This window comes from Shewanella sp. Choline-02u-19 (assembly GCF_002836205.1).
GTDB lineage: Bacteria > Pseudomonadota > Gammaproteobacteria > Enterobacterales > Shewanellaceae > Shewanella.
In genome coordinates, this window is record NZ_PJBE01000013.1 from 1042406 (window position 1) to 1059046 (window position 16641).

Genomic DNA, 16641 nt, shown 5'->3' on the forward strand with positions numbered 1-16641 from the left:
TGATGATGAAATCCATTATTATTGGTTCAACTAAGCATTTGGCGTTTGCACTGTTTTACTCTTCAGTGGGAACCAGCATCGCCTTAATTGCGGGTGCTGTTTGGTATTTAAATTCACGCCCGGCGCTGGATTTATGGCACACAACGGAGCTTGAGGCACAATATAGGCAACAACCCAGCATTGCCAACTTTGATGATTACCTGCGTTTGGAAGATAAACTGTTCGCAGAGGTTGAGCGCAAGGTTACCGCTAAAACAACATCTGACTCTTTGTTAGTAGTTAATCGTTATTTACCGGGGAGTTATTCTGATCCTAATAAGTGGCAGCAAAATTGGAATCGAAGCTTTGAGTGGAAAAATGAGCATGCGCAATATGGCGTGTTGTTACTGCATGGAATGTCAGACTCGCCTTATACAATGCAATATTTTGCAAAGCATTACCAAGAATCGGCTCATGTCCTAGGGTTAAGATTACCAGGGCATGGAACACTGCCCTCTGGGCTTACCGATATAAATTGGCAGGACATGGCTGCAGCAGTCTCTATTGCTGTAGAGCATATGAAACAGGTTCTGCAGGATAAACCGCTGTATGTGGTTGGCTTTTCAACGGGTGCAGCGCTGGCGCTTAATCATGAGCTAGAGAAGTTAAGGGGAGGGGATGCTGGCGATTTTTCTGGATTGGTGTTTGTCTCACCCGCAATAGGTCTACCGCCAGTGGCAGCAGGCGCAAAATGGCAGGCAATACTGGGCAATTTTTTGGGGTTAGATAAGCTAAGCTGGAACAGCATTCAAACCGAATATGATCCTTTCAAATACAGTTCATTTGCCGTTAATGCTGGCGATGTGGTCTATCAGCTTGCAAGTCGAAATGTTGAATTATTAAACCAACTCGATAGTCAATCGCTTGCTCGGCTGGCGCCCGTACTCACCTTTCAATCTTTGACTGACGACACCGTTGATACCATGGCGGTACTGCGAGATCTGTATCTGCGGTTGCAGGGGGAAAACCATGAATTGGTGATGTTCGATATTAATCGTACTCAAGTTAATTTAAGCCTAATGCCAACGGATCCTTTGCTCCCTTTCTTTGATTTAGTTGACACGACAGAACTAGATTTCGATTTTACATTAATCGAAAATACTGGAGGGGGAAGGGGAGCGGTACAGGCAAGAAATCTCACTAATGGAGCCGATATTGAAGCTGTTATTCAGCATTGGCCTAAACAGGTTTATTCATTGTCCCATGTTGCCTTACCCTTTCCCCAAGACGACGAGCTATATGGCCCATATAAAAAACAGGCTGGCAATAGGATCCAAATCGGTGCAGGAGCTTCAAAAGGAGAACGCGGAGTGCTTAGCGTTCCTGCAAGTGAGGTTCTTCGACAAAAATGGAATCCATTTTTTGGTTATATGATGGACAAAATGGATAAGGTTATTACTGATTAACATCGTTTTCAGCTGGGGTTTCTGACAAGGTTGTAAATACCAATTTATTTCGACCGCCATTTTTAGCGCTGTACAAGTTGATATCGGCTTGCTTTATCCAGTCTTCAAGAGAATCACTGTAAGTGCCATTAGCGATAACGGCTCCAATACTTGTGGTCACATTAAAAGGGGCTGTATTACCAGGAGGGGCAATGATGGTGTCCGCTAGCTTTTGTTTAAAGTGTTCAAGGTGAGATTCTATTTTCAATGCGTTACACAAAGGCATAATGATGAGGAACTCCTCCCCGCCAAAACGCACGATAATATCACCATCCCTTTTAAAGTCATCGTTTAACAGGCTTGCAACGGTCTTAAGCGTGAGATCGCCACTTAAATGACCATAGGTATCGTTTATGTGTTTAAACCTGTCCAGGTCCAATAGGGCAATGGCAATGACTTCATCAGTTCTTTGGCAGCTCTCTTGGATTATTGAAAACTGATCTTCAGCATAGCGGCGATTATAAAGCCCTGTGAGTGAGTCTTTTTCTGCAAGAGTCTTTAACTTGATATTCGCCTGCTCTAATTCATATGTTCTTAACGCTACTTTTTCTTCTAACGCTAATTGGTAGCCAATGAGCAAGCTCTTGCTTTGCTTAAGACGCATATAGAGTGAGTAGACCTCTTTAGGTGATTCGTCATCAATGCCGTAGTCGTGATTATCGTTTTCATTTGAGGTACTGAACCTACTGGCAATTCTCTCTAATGGCAGTGTCAATCTGGCGCTGATAACCCGAGTAATAAAAAAAGTAATTAACAGTGAAATTACCAGTATGGCAAAGGTTGCTATATACATGTTTTCGACTAATAACACTAAAGGTCTAAAGGGATTAAGCACGTACAGCGTCCATTTATTCTCCAGCTCGAAGGACGCAAATACATATTCAGGTGCCATGTTATCTTTATCAATAATATTCAGCATCGGCAAAGGACTTGTATAATTAGTATTATTTTGTGAATAGCTAAATGCAGATAGTGGGTTGATACTCAGTTCCGGCGAAGCAAAAATAACGCGATTGGTACGGTCAACGAGTACGATAGATTGATTTTTGAACTTTTTATTTGTTTCATCAATCTCTTTGAATTTGTTTAGATCCAGCGAACCTTCAATAATCCCAATAGGACGGTATGCATTATGGGGAGCATAAAGAGGAGCACTTATCGCGACAATAGGATCGTTACCAAAACCTCGGCCTAAAAAGACCGGTGATATGAAATTCCGTTGGTTTACAAACGATTCAATAAAGTAATCTCGATCAATAATACTGAGGTCGGTATCGTTACCAGTGAGATCTTTTAATCGTGAAACTGGACTCGCTCCCTTGATATGTCCTTGTTCGTTGGCAATGAGCATAGTGATAAAGCCTGGGTACATTTGATGCAGTTTAGACAGCGATAATTGCTGTTGAGCTAAGGTTGTTTCGCTTAAACTTAATCCGCTAGCGGCATTGTTTAACGCTTGAACATGAGTATCTATGTAGGCTTGAGCCAAGGTTCCTAACTGCAGTGCTGATTCTTTAATGTTATCGTTTAATAGTGATTGATAACGATTAATAAACTGATTATTAAACAATAGTGCAGCTAAAAGTAGCGCTAAGGAAATGACGAGAGTAAATGCGTAGGTTAACTGCGCATTAAAAGTGCGTCGTTGCTTGTGTTTAGCTTTCGGTTGAAAATACCAAAAAGAGGGGGTTAAGATAACAAGTAATGAGCCTATTCCTGTATAGAAAACCCCATTAATACCTTGCTTTAGTATGATAAATGGTAGGTGACTACTCGGTAAATTGGTATTGAGTATGGCGTACACATAAAACAGTGGCATCCCAATAACAATCCAAAAAGCGATACTTGCATAGAGCGAGTAGAGATCTCTTCTCCTTGCTAAACCTAGGCATACAGCTTCTATTGGAAACAGTAAATAAACATGCCAACTATCCCACCCGATAAACAGGCCTGACACGGTTATCATTGCTGTATAGAGTGCATACCAAGGGCCGAATAAGATGGCGCAAATAACGTAACTGGCATTACCGAGAATAAGTTGTATATTGGCAAATAGAGGCAATGGGTAGAGGTTAATGATGAAACCTACTAGCCCTAATATGGATGCGATGAGAAGTTTTTTCTGGTTGATTTTGTCCAAAAGCGAAACCTTTGATTTGGCTAAGCAAGATTACACGTTAGCCATTTTTTATTATAAGTCACACTTTACAATCTATTAACTTTTCTACCGGATAGCAACTGTTATGGTGCCACCGAACTGGATTTCGATGTATTTAGTCATTGTGACTATGGTCATTGTATAAAAAATCGCTATGTGAATTTTTGTTTAGTTTTTCCTACCTTATTTAGTCTTAGTCGCTTGCGGACATGACCGAGTTCACAGCATTGATATCCAGTCATTTTTTATCCAGCATTTATTCATCAATAGGGCATCTTTTAATATTCAGTTAATATTAACTCATATGATATTAGTCATGGGATCCCATGGTCTAAGTCTCTATTAATTAATGGACTTTAGCTGGTGGGGTTTTTGAACGTGCATCTTAAATCGACGGTGAAAAATCGTATTTAAGTGCAACTACTCCGTGATTAAGGAACCGTTATGAAATACTTATCTATGTTCGCAGTGCTGGTCTTTTCCGCTTCAGCTATGGCGGTTGATTGTACCGATTGCCACGAAAAAATCGACGTGGCTGCTCACACTGAAATGGAAGCGACAATCAACACTTGTAACGATTGTCATGATATGGCGAGTGCACATGAGCTTGATGCTGAGCTCCACACTGTCGACTTAACAATCAAAGAGTGTGCTGATTGTCACGACTAACGACATCGTTAGCTGTGAGTTCCCAATAAAAAAAGCCAGCTTTTCAGCTGGCTTTTTTTATTGATATTTGGTCGGGATAACAGGATTTGAACCTGTGATCTCTTGTCCCCCAGACAAGCGCCCTACCGAACTAGGCCATATCCCGAATTTTGCTACAGAACAAGTTATAAACTAAGGGGAATTCTGAAGAGCAAGCACTGTATCAAGTCATAATTGTGAGTGCAAGCGCTTCATTAAAGTCTTCGATTTGTTTGGCTAGTTTATACCCAAGTTGTTTGGGTATGTCTTCTTTTGACGCTATTTTAATGAATATAAAAGCGTCTTCCTTCGCGCATCACTTCAATTAGCTCGGGTGCACTCAACTTCTTTTTAAGGCGTTTCTTATATTCACTATCGTAAATTCGATATTTACCGTGGCGATCAATCGTGGTTATTTCAGATTCTTGGTAAATGGCGAAAATACGGTTATCACCAGTATAGACCCATGACTCATCACTGGGCTGCATAAGACTGCTGCCGGCGCTGAAATCAGTGGCTGGGTTAGTGCAACCCAATGTTTGGACCATTAATGTCGGTACAAGGGCATTGTGGGTCGTTCTGTAGTTGATACGCTTGGCAGCCCTTTGGTTTGGCCAATGGATAACCATTGGTACTCTAACACTGTCAGGAGATAGATTGGTTCTGGCTTCGTTAGGATTGCTGGTAAACATTTTCCCGCTGACACCAGTAATCACAACCATGGTGTTCTGGGGTAGGTCGCTCAAGATTTTTTCGAGTTGAGTATCGATAAAATTCAAAGATTGACGGTATTGATTGAATAATACTTTTTGTGCAGGCTTAAGTGCTTTGTCTGCTTTTACCGTTTTAATCCCCAAGAAACCGATAGGAGTATCATAGCTATCGGGTGATTTTAGGTTTAATAACGTAAACCAAGGTTTTGTTGCTGCTTGAGTCCATTGGCGCCAGTTGTTAATCGAACTGAGGTCTGAGCGGGCATAACTATCTTGGTGTTGAGCATCAATACGTTCAAAGTCATTAAAAATTGCTTGCGGGCGAGCAAGAGTATCGACGGTGGTAAATAAACCTAATTGGTAGCCGCTGGCGATGAGTTCTTGAGTCAATACCGGGCTTTCATAGTGCAGGTCTATTGCGTTCATATAACTGCCTTGCAAGCCATAAAGTAGACTAAACATGCCGCTATTAAACTGGTTGCCGCCGCTAAGATGCTGTTGAAAAGAGAGGTTTTTATTAGCGTAGGCTGCTAAAACGGGCATGGTCGTATCATTAACAAGCTTTGCTTGAAGGCTGTCAATGGCAATAAATAGGATATTGGGCTTATCATCCGCCACGCACTGCATTGGCGTTAGAGGATATTTAAGACTGATTTTCGGGCGGAGGTTCGTTTGATGAACTTGAGTGTTATCAATGCCATAACTTTCCATAAAGCTTCTTGCTGTCGCGGGATAGGATAGTGGATAAGCATCATCAAATTGTGTTATTTCAGTGACTTCGGCAGCATCTCCCCATATGTGAATAAGGTGACTGGCGATAAAGCACATACCAACAACGACAACAACTTTGTTGCCATAATTGCGCTTACGAATTTTTTCGATACGCTTCCATAGATAATTAGCGAGGGTAAGCTCAATCGCTAAAATACCGATAGGCGTAATAATATAGGAGGTACCTTGCAGTAGCCCGTTGAGATCAGTCCACGCTAAGTCAAACACAAAAGGGCTAAGATGCAGACCGTAGTCGTCATAAATAATGGTGTCGTATAGCAATATACACAAGCTTAAGGTCGCCACAACGGCCGCATAGCCTCTGAGGATTTTTGAGTAAGGTAGCAACAAAGTGACGGGGAAAATGAATACCAGATAAACCATGAAAGCAAGAAAACTGAAGTGGCCAATGGTACTGAATGCGAGGTAAACCGAGCCTATAATCGATTCAGGAAAACCGACAGTGTCGAGATACCGATAACCAACCACAATAGCAAGTAAGCCATTAATGAAAGCGAACCAATGTCCCCAGCTTATTAAGCGTGAAACTCGATCTCGTCCTAACTGTTTTTGTCGCTCAACCATGTTGACCCATTATTCTGTAAATGCGGTTAATGGGTTTAATCACTATCGTTAAACCCTTACTCAATGTGGTTCCTACATTTAATCTTAGTTATTTTTTACTGACTGAGATAATGCTTTGGCAAACTGCTCGGTAACAACGGCGCGAGATTCTGCAGGCACTTTGTTTTGCAATAAATGTGTAACGCAATTGCCAAGTGCCATCAGACTCAAGTCTGTGGGGGCTTGGTGTTTCTCTAATACTGCTAAAAGCTCAGCAATGATAGACTCAACTTGCGTGTTTGAATATTTTGATTTGATAGCCATAATTGAAAAATTTCACTTTAAGTCCTGATTAACGGCATATAATAACGGATTTTTTCAATAAGCTCTGCACTTTTTACCATTGAGCGAGTGCTTTTATCATTTAACTAATCGATGCTGTGAGTAAGGTCGTGCTTCCATATTATTCTGAACATAGCGGTTAAATGCATAATCGGCAAAGAGTATTAATCAAACTAGGTTATTCAACCTACATCTTTTAGTCAGAAATACGTTGATTTATTCATCTTTTATTGTCTTTCATTAGCGTGCTTTTTCAGTGTGATCGATTACACTTCTAGCCACTATTTTCCGTATGGATTTCTGGGTTTTGTCTGGTATGATGTCTGCCTAAATGTTTCCGGCACAGCAGATGTTATCTTACGGCTGTGGTTGTAAACTGACTTATCTATTTCATATAGAGCTGACTATCAGGCTATCGCTCTAAGCAACTTTCTATCGAGGCTCAATGAGTATTAACGTCGAACAAGCAATTATCCATGCCATTTCTCAAGATGGAGAAGGTCAGCTCAGCTGTCGGTTACGCCCACAACCGCTATTAAATAGTCAAGCCGTTGAGACGATGTTAGATGAACTCCATCACACCTATACAGGTAAGGCTGGTAAAGGCTTTGGCCACTTCGGTATTAGTGGTGAAGATGGTGAAGCTAACACCCAATTTGAAACCGCACTGAGCCAATATCGTAATAACGCACTGGGCTTTGTTGAGTTTTCGGGTATTGCTGGAAAATTGTTGCAAGAAGAGTTAGCCAAGTATGACTTTAGTACCGGTGGTTTCCTGTTACTGTCCTGTTATACCTACATGACCAGTGATTACCTTTTTGTGTCGCTACTGAACGCCAAGTCATCAATGACCGTTTTAGATGATATGGAGTTAACCCAAAATACCCACCTTGATCTCAACAATATACTACTTGCTGCTCGGATTGATTTAACGGAATGGCAAGCCGATCCTGACTCTAAAAAGTACATATCTTTTGTCCGTGGACGAGCGGGCCGTAAAGTGGCTGATTTTTTCCTCGATTTCATGGGCTGTGTTGAAGGTGTTAACACCAAAGCGCAAAATAAATCACTATTGAATGCGGTTGAAGATTTTGTCGGCGGCAGCGAATTAAACAAAGATGAGCGTCAAGTCGCTCGTGAGCGCGTGTTTGATTACTGCACCGAACGTTGTGATGAAGGGGCTGACATTCACATGAAAGATCTCGCTGATGAGTTAGCGGATCAAGGAATGGATTCATTTTATGAATTTGCTCAAGGCGGTAACTATGAGCTTGAAGAGGAGTTCCCAGGAGACAAGCCAACACTTCGTCAGTTGAAGAAGTTTTCAGGTACGGGTGGTGGAGTAACGTTGAGCTTTGATAGTCAACACTTGGGCGAAAGAGTTATTTACGACCCAGTGTCAGACAGCATTATCATCAAAGGCGTCCCTGCAAACCTTAAAGATCAACTGGATCGTCGCTTGAAAGGCGAATAAAAAAAGAAGAGTTTAACTCTGTTGGGTTTAAACCGAGTGTATTAGCACTCGGTTTTTTTATGGCAGCAGATAATAGCCTTGATTAGGCTTAAAGTGGTCGAATAATAATGCTTATCATTGTAAGCTACAGAAATTCTAAAGAGGGCGGCTAAAAAGCTGCTTTTTACCTGTTATTACATCCTGCAGCCATCGCTGCCTGGACGGTGCAAGGTAGACTGTTTTTCTACCTAGGAGCTCAAATGCAACTGTTTGTTAAAGATTTAACTGTTATTGATTTTTCTTATCTTTGTCCTATTCGTGGCATGGTAGGAGAGAGCTGGATTGTCGATGTTTTGCTCGACGGTGGTTTAGATGAGCAAAACATGGTGCTCGATTTTGCCAAAGTGAAGCGCGTAATTAAAAGTACTATAGACGATATTGCTGATCATCGTTTGTTGGTGCCTACTGCTTGTAGTGAAGTTCGTTGGCAACAGCAAGGTGACCGAGTATGGATGGATTTTAGTAGCCAGCAAGGGGATATACATTTAGCGTGTCCTTCGCAAGCATTTGCCTTAATTCCAAGTGAAATCATCGATTTTGAAAGCGTAAATGCGTTTTTGCAAAAAGCGCTTAAAGAGGTCTTGCCTGCAAACGTTGAGGGGATCTCTTTGACGTTGAGAAATGAGTTCCATGACGCTCCATTTTACCATTATACCCATGGCCTAAAGAAGCATGATGGCAACTGTCAGCGTATCGCTCATGGGCACAGAAGCCCCGTGACCGTATTTGAAAACGGCGCAGCAGCGCCTAAATGGGATGAGTACTGGGCTAAACGCTGGCACGATATCTACCTCGGTAGCGAAGAAGATTGTGTCTCGGTGAACACCCTAACGCTGTCACCACAGACAAACGTCAGCGACAACACTCATTTTGGTTTTCATTATCAAGCGCCACAAGGTGATTTTCAGCTTGCAATGCCAAAAGAGTGTTGCGATGTTTTGCCACATGATACGACGGTTGAATTGTTAGCTGACTACATGGTGCAAACCTTGTCAGAAAAAGTACCCCGCAGTGATTTTAAAGTCATCGCTTATGAAGGCGTTGGCAAGGGTGCAATTGCCAGCCGAAAAGCCAATAACTAGTCTTTTTTAGGATCTCACTTTGAGCAAAATAATCCCTATCGTCATTGCAAGTCTCGTGAGCAGTTTATCGTTGCAGGTAAATGCTCAAGTTGAATTGAATGGCGAGCTTAAACAAGGTTCGTTAATTCGCGCCAAAGTTAAACCGGGTACTCAGGTTTATTTAAACGATGCTGCTATTGATGTAAATTCTGAAGGGCAATTTGCGTTTGGTTTTGCTCGGGAGGCACAACTCAAGCAATTGCTTAAACTTGTTTATCCTGACGGATTAACAGAGTTAAAGCCGCTGACTTTAGCAAAGCGACAATACAAGATCCAAAATGTGAATGGGATCAGTAAGAAAATCATGAAGCCTGATCCCAAAGCCCAAAATCGTGCGGCACAAGACAGTAAGCAAGTCAAAGCGGCACGAACACAATTTACTAAAAGCAACGCGTTTAACCAAACGTTTATTTGGCCGCTAACGGGGCGTATTTCAGGCGTTTACGGCAGTCAACGTGTCTATAATGGTAAACCTGGCACTCCACATTATGGGGTCGACGTTGCCGCAAAAACCGGGACTGTTGTGGTTGCACCTGCTGATGGTGTTATATCGCTTGCTGTTGATGATATGTTCTACTCTGGTGGAACGATGATTATTGATCATGGCTTCGGTGTTAGTTCAAGCTTTTTACATTTAAGTAAGTTGTACGTGAAAGAGGGCCAAGAGATTAAACAAGGCGATAAGGTCGCCGAAGTTGGCGCGACAGGTCGTGCAACAGGGCCTCATCTTGACTGGCGAGTGAATTGGTATCAGATGCGACTTGATCCAACCAGCATCGTCCCTTCGATGAAAAGCGTACTGGAAAATCAAGCAGTGCATTAGCGTCTAAGATGAACCTCTTACATAACAAAAAAAGCAGCGATAAGCTGCTTTTTTGTTATTAAGATTATTTACGTTATCAAAGCCTGCTGTACAGCATACTAAAAGAGATGGCGTGCTATTCCTTGTTGCGTTTTTTCCACTTAAAGAGCACTGAGTACTTCCATAACGTTTTAATGGTGAAGTAGGACGTAACCGAACACAGTAATCCAAAAACCAAGCAGCCTATTAGAAAAGAGGGGCCAATGGTTTCTATGGATGACTCAACCCATTGCCAACTAGCCTCGAAAGCAAACTCTTGCGGATGATGCCCCAATATTTTTGCCCCTAGTATATAGGCCATATAGAACATAAACGGCATAGTAACGGGGTTTGTGATCCAAACAAGCGCTACGGCAACGGGTAAGTTGACGTTAAATAAAATCGCTAGCGCTGCAGCCAGTACCATCTGAAATGGCATTGGGATCCACGCAACAAAAAGTCCTACAGCAAACGCCCCCGGTGCTGAACGCCTATTGAGAGCCCATAAGTTAGGCTTTAGTAATAGATCGCCGAACATGCGTAGATTTTTATGATTACGCAGTGTTTCAGGCTTGGGCATAAATTTTTTTATAAGTTTTTTTGGCATAACTCGAATTTACTGTCTTAACTAACTTCATTATGAATGGATTCATGTGTGGCTTCTGCGCCACGATATTATCAGCAATGATCTGGCCATCGCTCCCTCAGCTATCCTTGGTGCCGTTGTGTATTCTAATGGCTGTGGTCGTGATTCAGCGTGCCCCTATGTTAGCTGGTTGCTTATTAGCACTCAGCTGGATAACGATGTTCTATGCGTTATTAATGGACTGGGACACGGGTGAAAATACTGACGCTATCAATGTTAGGGGCGAAATCATATCACTAGTTCATGCAAACGGCGACTGGATTAGTATGGATATTATGCTGGTTGATTCAATTTTGCCCCACAAGCTCACAAGAAAGCTTAGATTATCGTGGTCAAAACCGCCAAAAGTTAAGGTTGGCCAACAGTGGTTATTCACTATTAAGCCCAAGTCGATTACAGGCCCTTTAAATGAAGGAGGATTTAATCAACAGAAATACCTACTGAGTAAACATGTTTTTGCTAAAGGCAAGGTGACGGCAGGGCTGTTACTCGGCGACAAAAAAGGTGTTAGAGACAAGCTCATTGAACAGTTAAAACCCGCATTGGCTGAGTACTCTTCACAAGACTTGCTGTTTGCTCTTTTAGTTGGCGATCGAAGCCTAATGACATCAGAGCGTTGGTTACAGCTGAGAAATACCGGTACGGGTCACTTGTTTGCGATATCAGGCCTACATTTATCAGTGGCTTGCTTTTGGATATTCCTGCTGAGTAAAACGTTACTGTTTCACTTTTTGCCGACTCAAGGACGGCGTAACAATGTTATCGCTATGGTGCTTTGTGCCGTGACGGCAATTGCTTACGCGTATTTAGCGGGTTTTTCGGTATCAACTCAACGCGCCCTCATTATGCTATTAGCCTATATATCGTCATGGGTATTGAGCCGTTTTTCAAGCAGTTGGGAGAGATTGTTGTATGCGCTATTTATGGTGTTGTTACTGGATCCTTTGAGTCCACTTAGTGCCAGTTTTTGGCTGTCATTTATGGCGTTGACGGTTATTTTAATCACTATAGCAAGGTTTAATCCGCAAAGGCTTGAAGCCTTAGAAACTAACGTGGCGACCAATCAGCCTGCAGTTAGCTCAATTGCCAAAGTATTGCGTATAAAAGTGGCTAATGGCTGCAGTGGCATTCAACACTGGATTGTTGCATTTTGGGCGATACAGTGGCGATTGGCTCTTGTGTTAGGGCTAGTACAAGCGACTTTCTTTGCTGGTACGTCGATAATCAGTATTGCAATCAACTTTCTTCTGGTGCCTTGGTTTAGTTTTGTTGTTTTACCCGTTGCTTTATTATCACTGTTGATATTTATCATGGCAATGTTGGCGGGTGTTGCTCCTGAGTCACTTAATCTTTTTTGGCTGACACAGTTAACGATGGAACCGGTACTGATGCTGTTAGACATGGGCAGCAGTATCGAGTTTGCTTGGCTTGATCTGTCAACACAATGGATAGCTGCTGGACTGAGCGCGATACTTGGGATTTGGCTCTGTTTGCAATTTCGCGCTATGCATTGGCGCTTCGCCTTTAGTGTCATGTCGCTGCCGGCCCTAATACTGGCTTATCAAGCGATATTTGGTGTGCAACATCAGCAATGGAAGGTACATTTATTGGATGTAGGCCAAGGGATGTCAGCCGTGATAGAGCGCAATGGTCGAGCTATTATTTACGATACCGGAGCCCGTTTTGGTGAAAACTTTAGTTATGCCGAGCGTATAATTTTGCCGTTTTTAAAGAGTAAAGGCATTACTAACATTGATTACTTAGTGATTAGCCATGCTGATAATGACCATGCTGGTGGCGTGTCAGTCGTTATGACGGCTTACCCCGAGGCCATCGTTATAGCAGATGATAAAAGGTGGGGCACGGTTAATTGTCGACCTAAAAATATTGTGTGGCAAACCATCAATCTCGAGATTATTGGTCCTTTAATACCTGCTAAAGGCAATAATGGCTCATGTGTGATCCGTTTATTCAAAGATAACAACAGTATTTTGCTCACGGGAGATATTGAACATGAAGCGGAGCAAAAACTTATACATCATAAAGGCATTGCCAGTTCAGTGATGACAGCGCCACATCATGGCAGCAGAACCTCTTCAAGTGCACGTTTTATTGATGCGGTATCACCAACACTGGTGTTGTTTCCTGCGGGGTTTAATAACCGATATGGTTTTCCCAAGAAAGATGTTTGGGCGCGATATGATGATTTGGGTATTGATACGTTAGTGACTGGAGAACAGGGACAAGTCAGTGTTGTTTTTCAGTCTGACAGTACCAAAATTTATACATATCGGTCAGATTTTGCGCCATTTTGGTATAACAAAGTGTTTAGGTTTGGTGAGATCAAAAATCCAGAGTAGAATGCTTCTTTTGCCAATACGTAAATTCTCTCAATGACAACATCTCCTAAAAATGAAGTCTGGACAGTCTTTAAGCGCCTTCTCGGCTATTTGAAACCGCTTAAGAAAGTACTGTTTTTTGCCGTTATTGGCTTAATCATGTATGCATTAGTTGATGCCACATTTATTGCCGTCATCAAACCTTTCATTGATGAAGGTTTTGTCGGGCAAGCAAGTCAAACAGCTTCTGGCGGCCTAAGTAATCTTGATCTTGGTACGAGTGGTGGCTTTAGCTCTAGTAGTGACGTGTTACTGATCGCTCCTATTGTGGTCATTGTGTTGTTTAGCCTACGTGGCTTAGCAAACTTTCTGTCGACCTATTGCATCGCTTACATGAGTGCTCGAGTGATAATGGATATGCGCCAAGAGGTGTTTGAACATTATCTGACTTTGCCTGTGAGTTATATGGACAATGAGAACACGGGTAATCTTATATCCCGCGTGACCTACGATACAGAACAAATCGCCCGCGCGACGGGTAGTGCGCTGATCACTATCGTGCGCGACAGTATTACGGTTGTCGGCATGATAAGCGTTATGTTCTATTTCTCTTGGAAACTATCATTAGTTATTCTGGTTATCGGTCCCATTATCGGGTTGATCATTGCGGTGGTTAGCCGCCGATTTAGAAAAGTGTCGAAGAATATCCAAGCTGCAATGGGTGGTGTTACCGCCGCGACAGAGCAAATGCTTAAAGGCCATAAGAATGTATTATCTTTTGGCGGTCAGGAAACGGAAGCGCAGCGCTTTGCAAAAGTAAATGATCAAAACCGCTATCAAACAATGAAACTCGCAACCGCTCAAGCGATTAGCCAGCCACTAGTGATGATTATTGGCTCATTTGCGATTGCGTTTATCTTATATGCAGCAAGCATTGATAGCATGAAAGCAGAGCTCACAGCAGGTACCTTTGCGACAATTTTGGGTGCTATGCTGGCAATGTTACAACCCATTAAAAACCTTACCCGCGTTAATGCCGAATTCCAACGGGGTATTGCAGCTTGTACGACCGTGTTTGCATTGCTTGATATCAAGCCTGAAAGGGATAACGGAAAGCTTGAAGTTGAACGTGTTAAGGGTGAACTTGCATTTAATAATGTTGATTTCAGCTATTCTGGGCATGAGAAATTGGCGCTAAACGGTATCGAATTTAAAGTTGAACAAGGTCAGACGTTGGCGTTAGTGGGCCGTTCAGGATCTGGTAAATCGACTATCGCCAGTTTGATCACTCGTTTTTATACGGGGCTAAAATCGGGCGAAATCACCCTCGATGGCGTCAATATTGATGAGTACAAGCTCACCTCTCTACGCAGCCAAATAGCGTTAGTCTCCCAACAAGTGACCCTATTTAATGACTCCATTGCCAATAATATTGCTTACGCCTACCCTGGTGAAGCTACGCGCGAGCAGATTATTCACGCTGCGACCCTAGCGCATGCGATGGAGTTTATCGACCCTATGCCACAGGGGCTTGATACCCAAATTGGTGAAGATGGTGTCATGCTCTCTGGTGGTCAAAGACAACGTATTGCGATTGCGCGGGCGATATTACGTAACTCGCCTGTATTGATTTTAGATGAAGCAACATCGGCCTTAGACACTGAATCAGAAAAAGCGATTCAAGGCGGGCTTGATAACCTAAGACAAAACCGAACTTCGATTGTTATTGCGCACCGATTATCAACCATTGAAAGCGCCGATCAAATTCTTGTTGTTGACCAAGGCAAGATTGTTGAGCGAGGCACTCATACGTCTTTGCTTGCAAAGCAGGGCGTATATTACAACCTGTATCAGATGCAGTTTGGAAGCTAAATGCAGTCTTGGGTAAACAAACTCTGGTATGACGGCCATATACTCAGATTTGCGCTGTGGCCGCTATCAATCATTTTTGCAGCTGTCAGCTGGGTTAGGCGAAAGCTGTATACCCTAGGTGTAAAATCGGCAGTCAGATTGCCGGTTCCTGTGATTATAGTGGGCAATATTACGGTCGGGGGCAGCGGTAAAACACCGATGGTCATTTATCTAATTGAACTTCTACGTCAGCATGGATTAAAGCCCGGTGTCATTAGTCGGGGCTACGGCGCGAATATCGATGGCGTGCGCAGTGTACGCCCTAACGATTCTGCAGCGGTGGTCGGAGATGAACCCGCGATGATAGTCGCCAGAACCTCAGTGCCTATGGTTGTGGGGTCTAAAAGGGGGGATGCCGCACATCAGCTGTTATCAGATTTTGATGTCGATATCATCATCAGTGATGATGGATTACAGCATTATGCATTGGCCCGTGATATCGAGCTGATCATTCTTGATGGTGAAAGGCGTCTTGGTAACGGCATGCTGCTGCCTGCTGGCCCATTAAGGGAAGGGTGTTGGCGTACCTCTACGGTCGATCACGTTATTGTTAATGGCGGGGCTGCTAAAGCGAATGAACAGCAAATGCGACTGCAACCAACACTCTGGCATTCTGTCAGCGCGAATAGAAGTCAATTAAAAGCCCCTGAACCTGAGCAAGCCGTGGTGGCGATGGCGGGTATTGGTAACCCAAGCCGCTTTTTTGATACTTTATCGGACTTAGGTTTCAGCCCTGATAAAGTACAGGCATTTGACGACCACAGCGCTTATACCGAAGCAGAACTAACAGCATTCGCGGGTGAACATCCGTTACTGATGACAGAAAAAGATGCGGTGAAATGTCGCGAATTCGCAAAAGATAACTGGTGGTATTTAGCCGTAGATGCGAAGCTACCACCTTCATTTGATCAACAACTTTTGGCCCGCATTAAACAACTGGTCATAGATAAACAAAGGTAACAGCATGGCATTTGATAAAAAATTACTCGAAATTGTGGCGTGTCCAATATGTAAAGGAAAGCTAGAGTATAGCAAAGAAGATCAAAAGCTTATCTGCAAATTTGATAAGATAGCTTACCCGATCAATGATGGAATTCCAGTACTACTCGAAAATAAAGCAGAGCCGCTAATCGAAGGCTAACCACATTAAAGGGTCGTTTAGACTCGCTAAACAGAGATTAAAATTAACCTCTGAATTGATGTATATAAAAAAGCGCCTTTGAGCGCTTTTTTGCTATTCTCATCTTAGCTATTAATCATTTTTAATGGATGGTTTGCACCACACCTTATTGATAGCGTTAACAGCTCTAATAGTTAATACCCGTCAGCATAAATTGAAACTTTTAAATGCCACTCTCTCTAGCTTCTGGTAACAATCCAGCCCCAAAATAGCAAATAATCATTGATAATTTTAGCAACTCCCCCTTTTCAATTACTTAGCACTGCCCGTGGTTAAATATTGAGCGATCGATCAAAAAATGATCAATTGTTGTTTGTAAATTCACCAATGGTTTTGCTAGTATGCCCGCAGACTTAGCTGGTCATCCCAGG

Annotated in this window: 13 protein-coding genes and 1 tRNA gene; 9 read left to right on the plus strand and 5 right to left on the minus strand. The window is 42.7% G+C overall.

The window, feature by feature from the left end:
- Window positions 1–5 precede the first annotated feature (5 nt).
- Window positions 6–1445, plus strand: a complete 1440-nt coding sequence (locus CXF83_RS11280; RefSeq protein ID WP_101091904.1) for an alpha/beta hydrolase — start codon at window positions 6–8, stop codon at window positions 1443–1445.
- Here the strand turns inward: CXF83_RS11280 and CXF83_RS11285 are convergent.
- Complete coding sequence (locus CXF83_RS11285; protein ID WP_101091832.1) at window positions 1435–3624, minus strand: sensor domain-containing diguanylate cyclase; 2190 nt, start codon at window positions 3622–3624, stop codon at window positions 1435–1437. The genes CXF83_RS11280 and CXF83_RS11285 overlap by 11 nt on opposite strands.
- A gap of 462 nt (window positions 3625–4086) precedes the next feature.
- Here CXF83_RS11285 and CXF83_RS11290 point away from each other — a divergent pair, with 462 nt between their 5' ends.
- Window positions 4087–4311: a cytochrome c3 family protein gene (locus CXF83_RS11290; protein WP_101091833.1), complete on the plus strand. Its 225-nt coding sequence runs from the start codon at window positions 4087–4089 to the stop codon at window positions 4309–4311.
- 68 nt (window positions 4312–4379) lie between these two features.
- Here the strand turns inward: CXF83_RS11290 and CXF83_RS11295 are convergent.
- From CXF83_RS11295 to CXF83_RS11305, 3 genes are all read right to left on the minus strand, one after another.
- Window positions 4380–4456: transfer RNA gene (locus CXF83_RS11295), tRNA-Pro, on the minus strand.
- A gap of 157 nt (window positions 4457–4613) precedes the next feature.
- A complete protein-coding gene (locus CXF83_RS11300) occupies window positions 4614–6398 on the minus strand; it encodes a DUF3413 domain-containing protein (RefSeq protein WP_101091834.1) in 1785 nt (594 codons plus the stop codon).
- Window positions 6399–6482: 84 nt separating this feature from the next.
- Complete coding sequence (locus tag CXF83_RS11305; protein ID WP_101091835.1) at window positions 6483–6701, minus strand: YejL family protein; 219 nt, start codon at window positions 6699–6701, stop codon at window positions 6483–6485.
- A 463-nt stretch (window positions 6702–7164) separates the two neighbouring features.
- Between CXF83_RS11305 and yejK the strand changes: the two genes are divergently transcribed.
- From yejK to CXF83_RS11320, 3 genes are all read left to right on the plus strand, one after another.
- Entirely contained in the window at window positions 7165–8193 is a 1029-nt protein-coding gene (gene yejK / locus CXF83_RS11310) for a nucleoid-associated protein YejK (protein ID WP_101091836.1), read from the plus strand.
- A gap of 239 nt (window positions 8194–8432) precedes the next feature.
- A complete protein-coding gene (locus tag CXF83_RS11315; protein ID WP_101091837.1) occupies window positions 8433–9314 on the plus strand; it encodes a 6-carboxytetrahydropterin synthase in 882 nt (293 codons plus the stop codon).
- 19 nt (window positions 9315–9333) lie between these two features.
- Entirely contained in the window at window positions 9334–10176 is an 843-nt protein-coding gene (locus CXF83_RS11320; RefSeq protein ID WP_101091838.1) for a M23 family metallopeptidase, read from the plus strand.
- Window positions 10177–10291: 115 nt separating this feature from the next.
- Here CXF83_RS11320 and CXF83_RS11325 read toward each other — a convergent pair whose 3' ends face one another.
- Window positions 10292–10801 carry a DUF2062 domain-containing protein gene (locus CXF83_RS11325; RefSeq protein ID WP_101091839.1) on the minus strand — a complete coding sequence of 170 codons (510 nt, stop codon included), beginning with the start codon at window positions 10799–10801 and terminating at the stop codon, window positions 10292–10294.
- Window positions 10802–10878: 77 nt separating this feature from the next.
- On the opposite strand from CXF83_RS11325, the gene CXF83_RS11330 reads away from it, so the two are divergent.
- From CXF83_RS11330 to CXF83_RS11345, 4 genes are read left to right on the plus strand one after another with little or no spacing between them, the layout of a single operon-like run.
- The gene (locus tag CXF83_RS11330; protein WP_269801708.1) at window positions 10879–13200 is read left to right on the plus strand and encodes a DNA internalization-related competence protein ComEC/Rec2; all 2322 of its coding nucleotides are present in this window, start codon (window positions 10879–10881) and stop codon (window positions 13198–13200) included.
- A 33-nt stretch (window positions 13201–13233) separates the two neighbouring features.
- Window positions 13234–15051: a lipid A export permease/ATP-binding protein MsbA gene (msbA, locus tag CXF83_RS11335; protein ID WP_101091841.1), complete on the plus strand. Its 1818-nt coding sequence runs from the start codon at window positions 13234–13236 to the stop codon at window positions 15049–15051.
- Window positions 15052–16050 (plus strand): tetraacyldisaccharide 4'-kinase, encoded by a 999-nt coding sequence (gene lpxK / locus CXF83_RS11340; protein ID WP_101091842.1) that lies wholly within the window; start codon window positions 15052–15054, stop codon window positions 16048–16050.
- A 4-nt stretch (window positions 16051–16054) separates the two neighbouring features.
- Window positions 16055–16231 carry a Trm112 family protein gene (locus CXF83_RS11345; RefSeq protein WP_101091843.1) on the plus strand — a complete coding sequence of 59 codons (177 nt, stop codon included), beginning with the start codon at window positions 16055–16057 and terminating at the stop codon, window positions 16229–16231.
- Window positions 16232–16641: the final 410 nt, after the last annotated feature.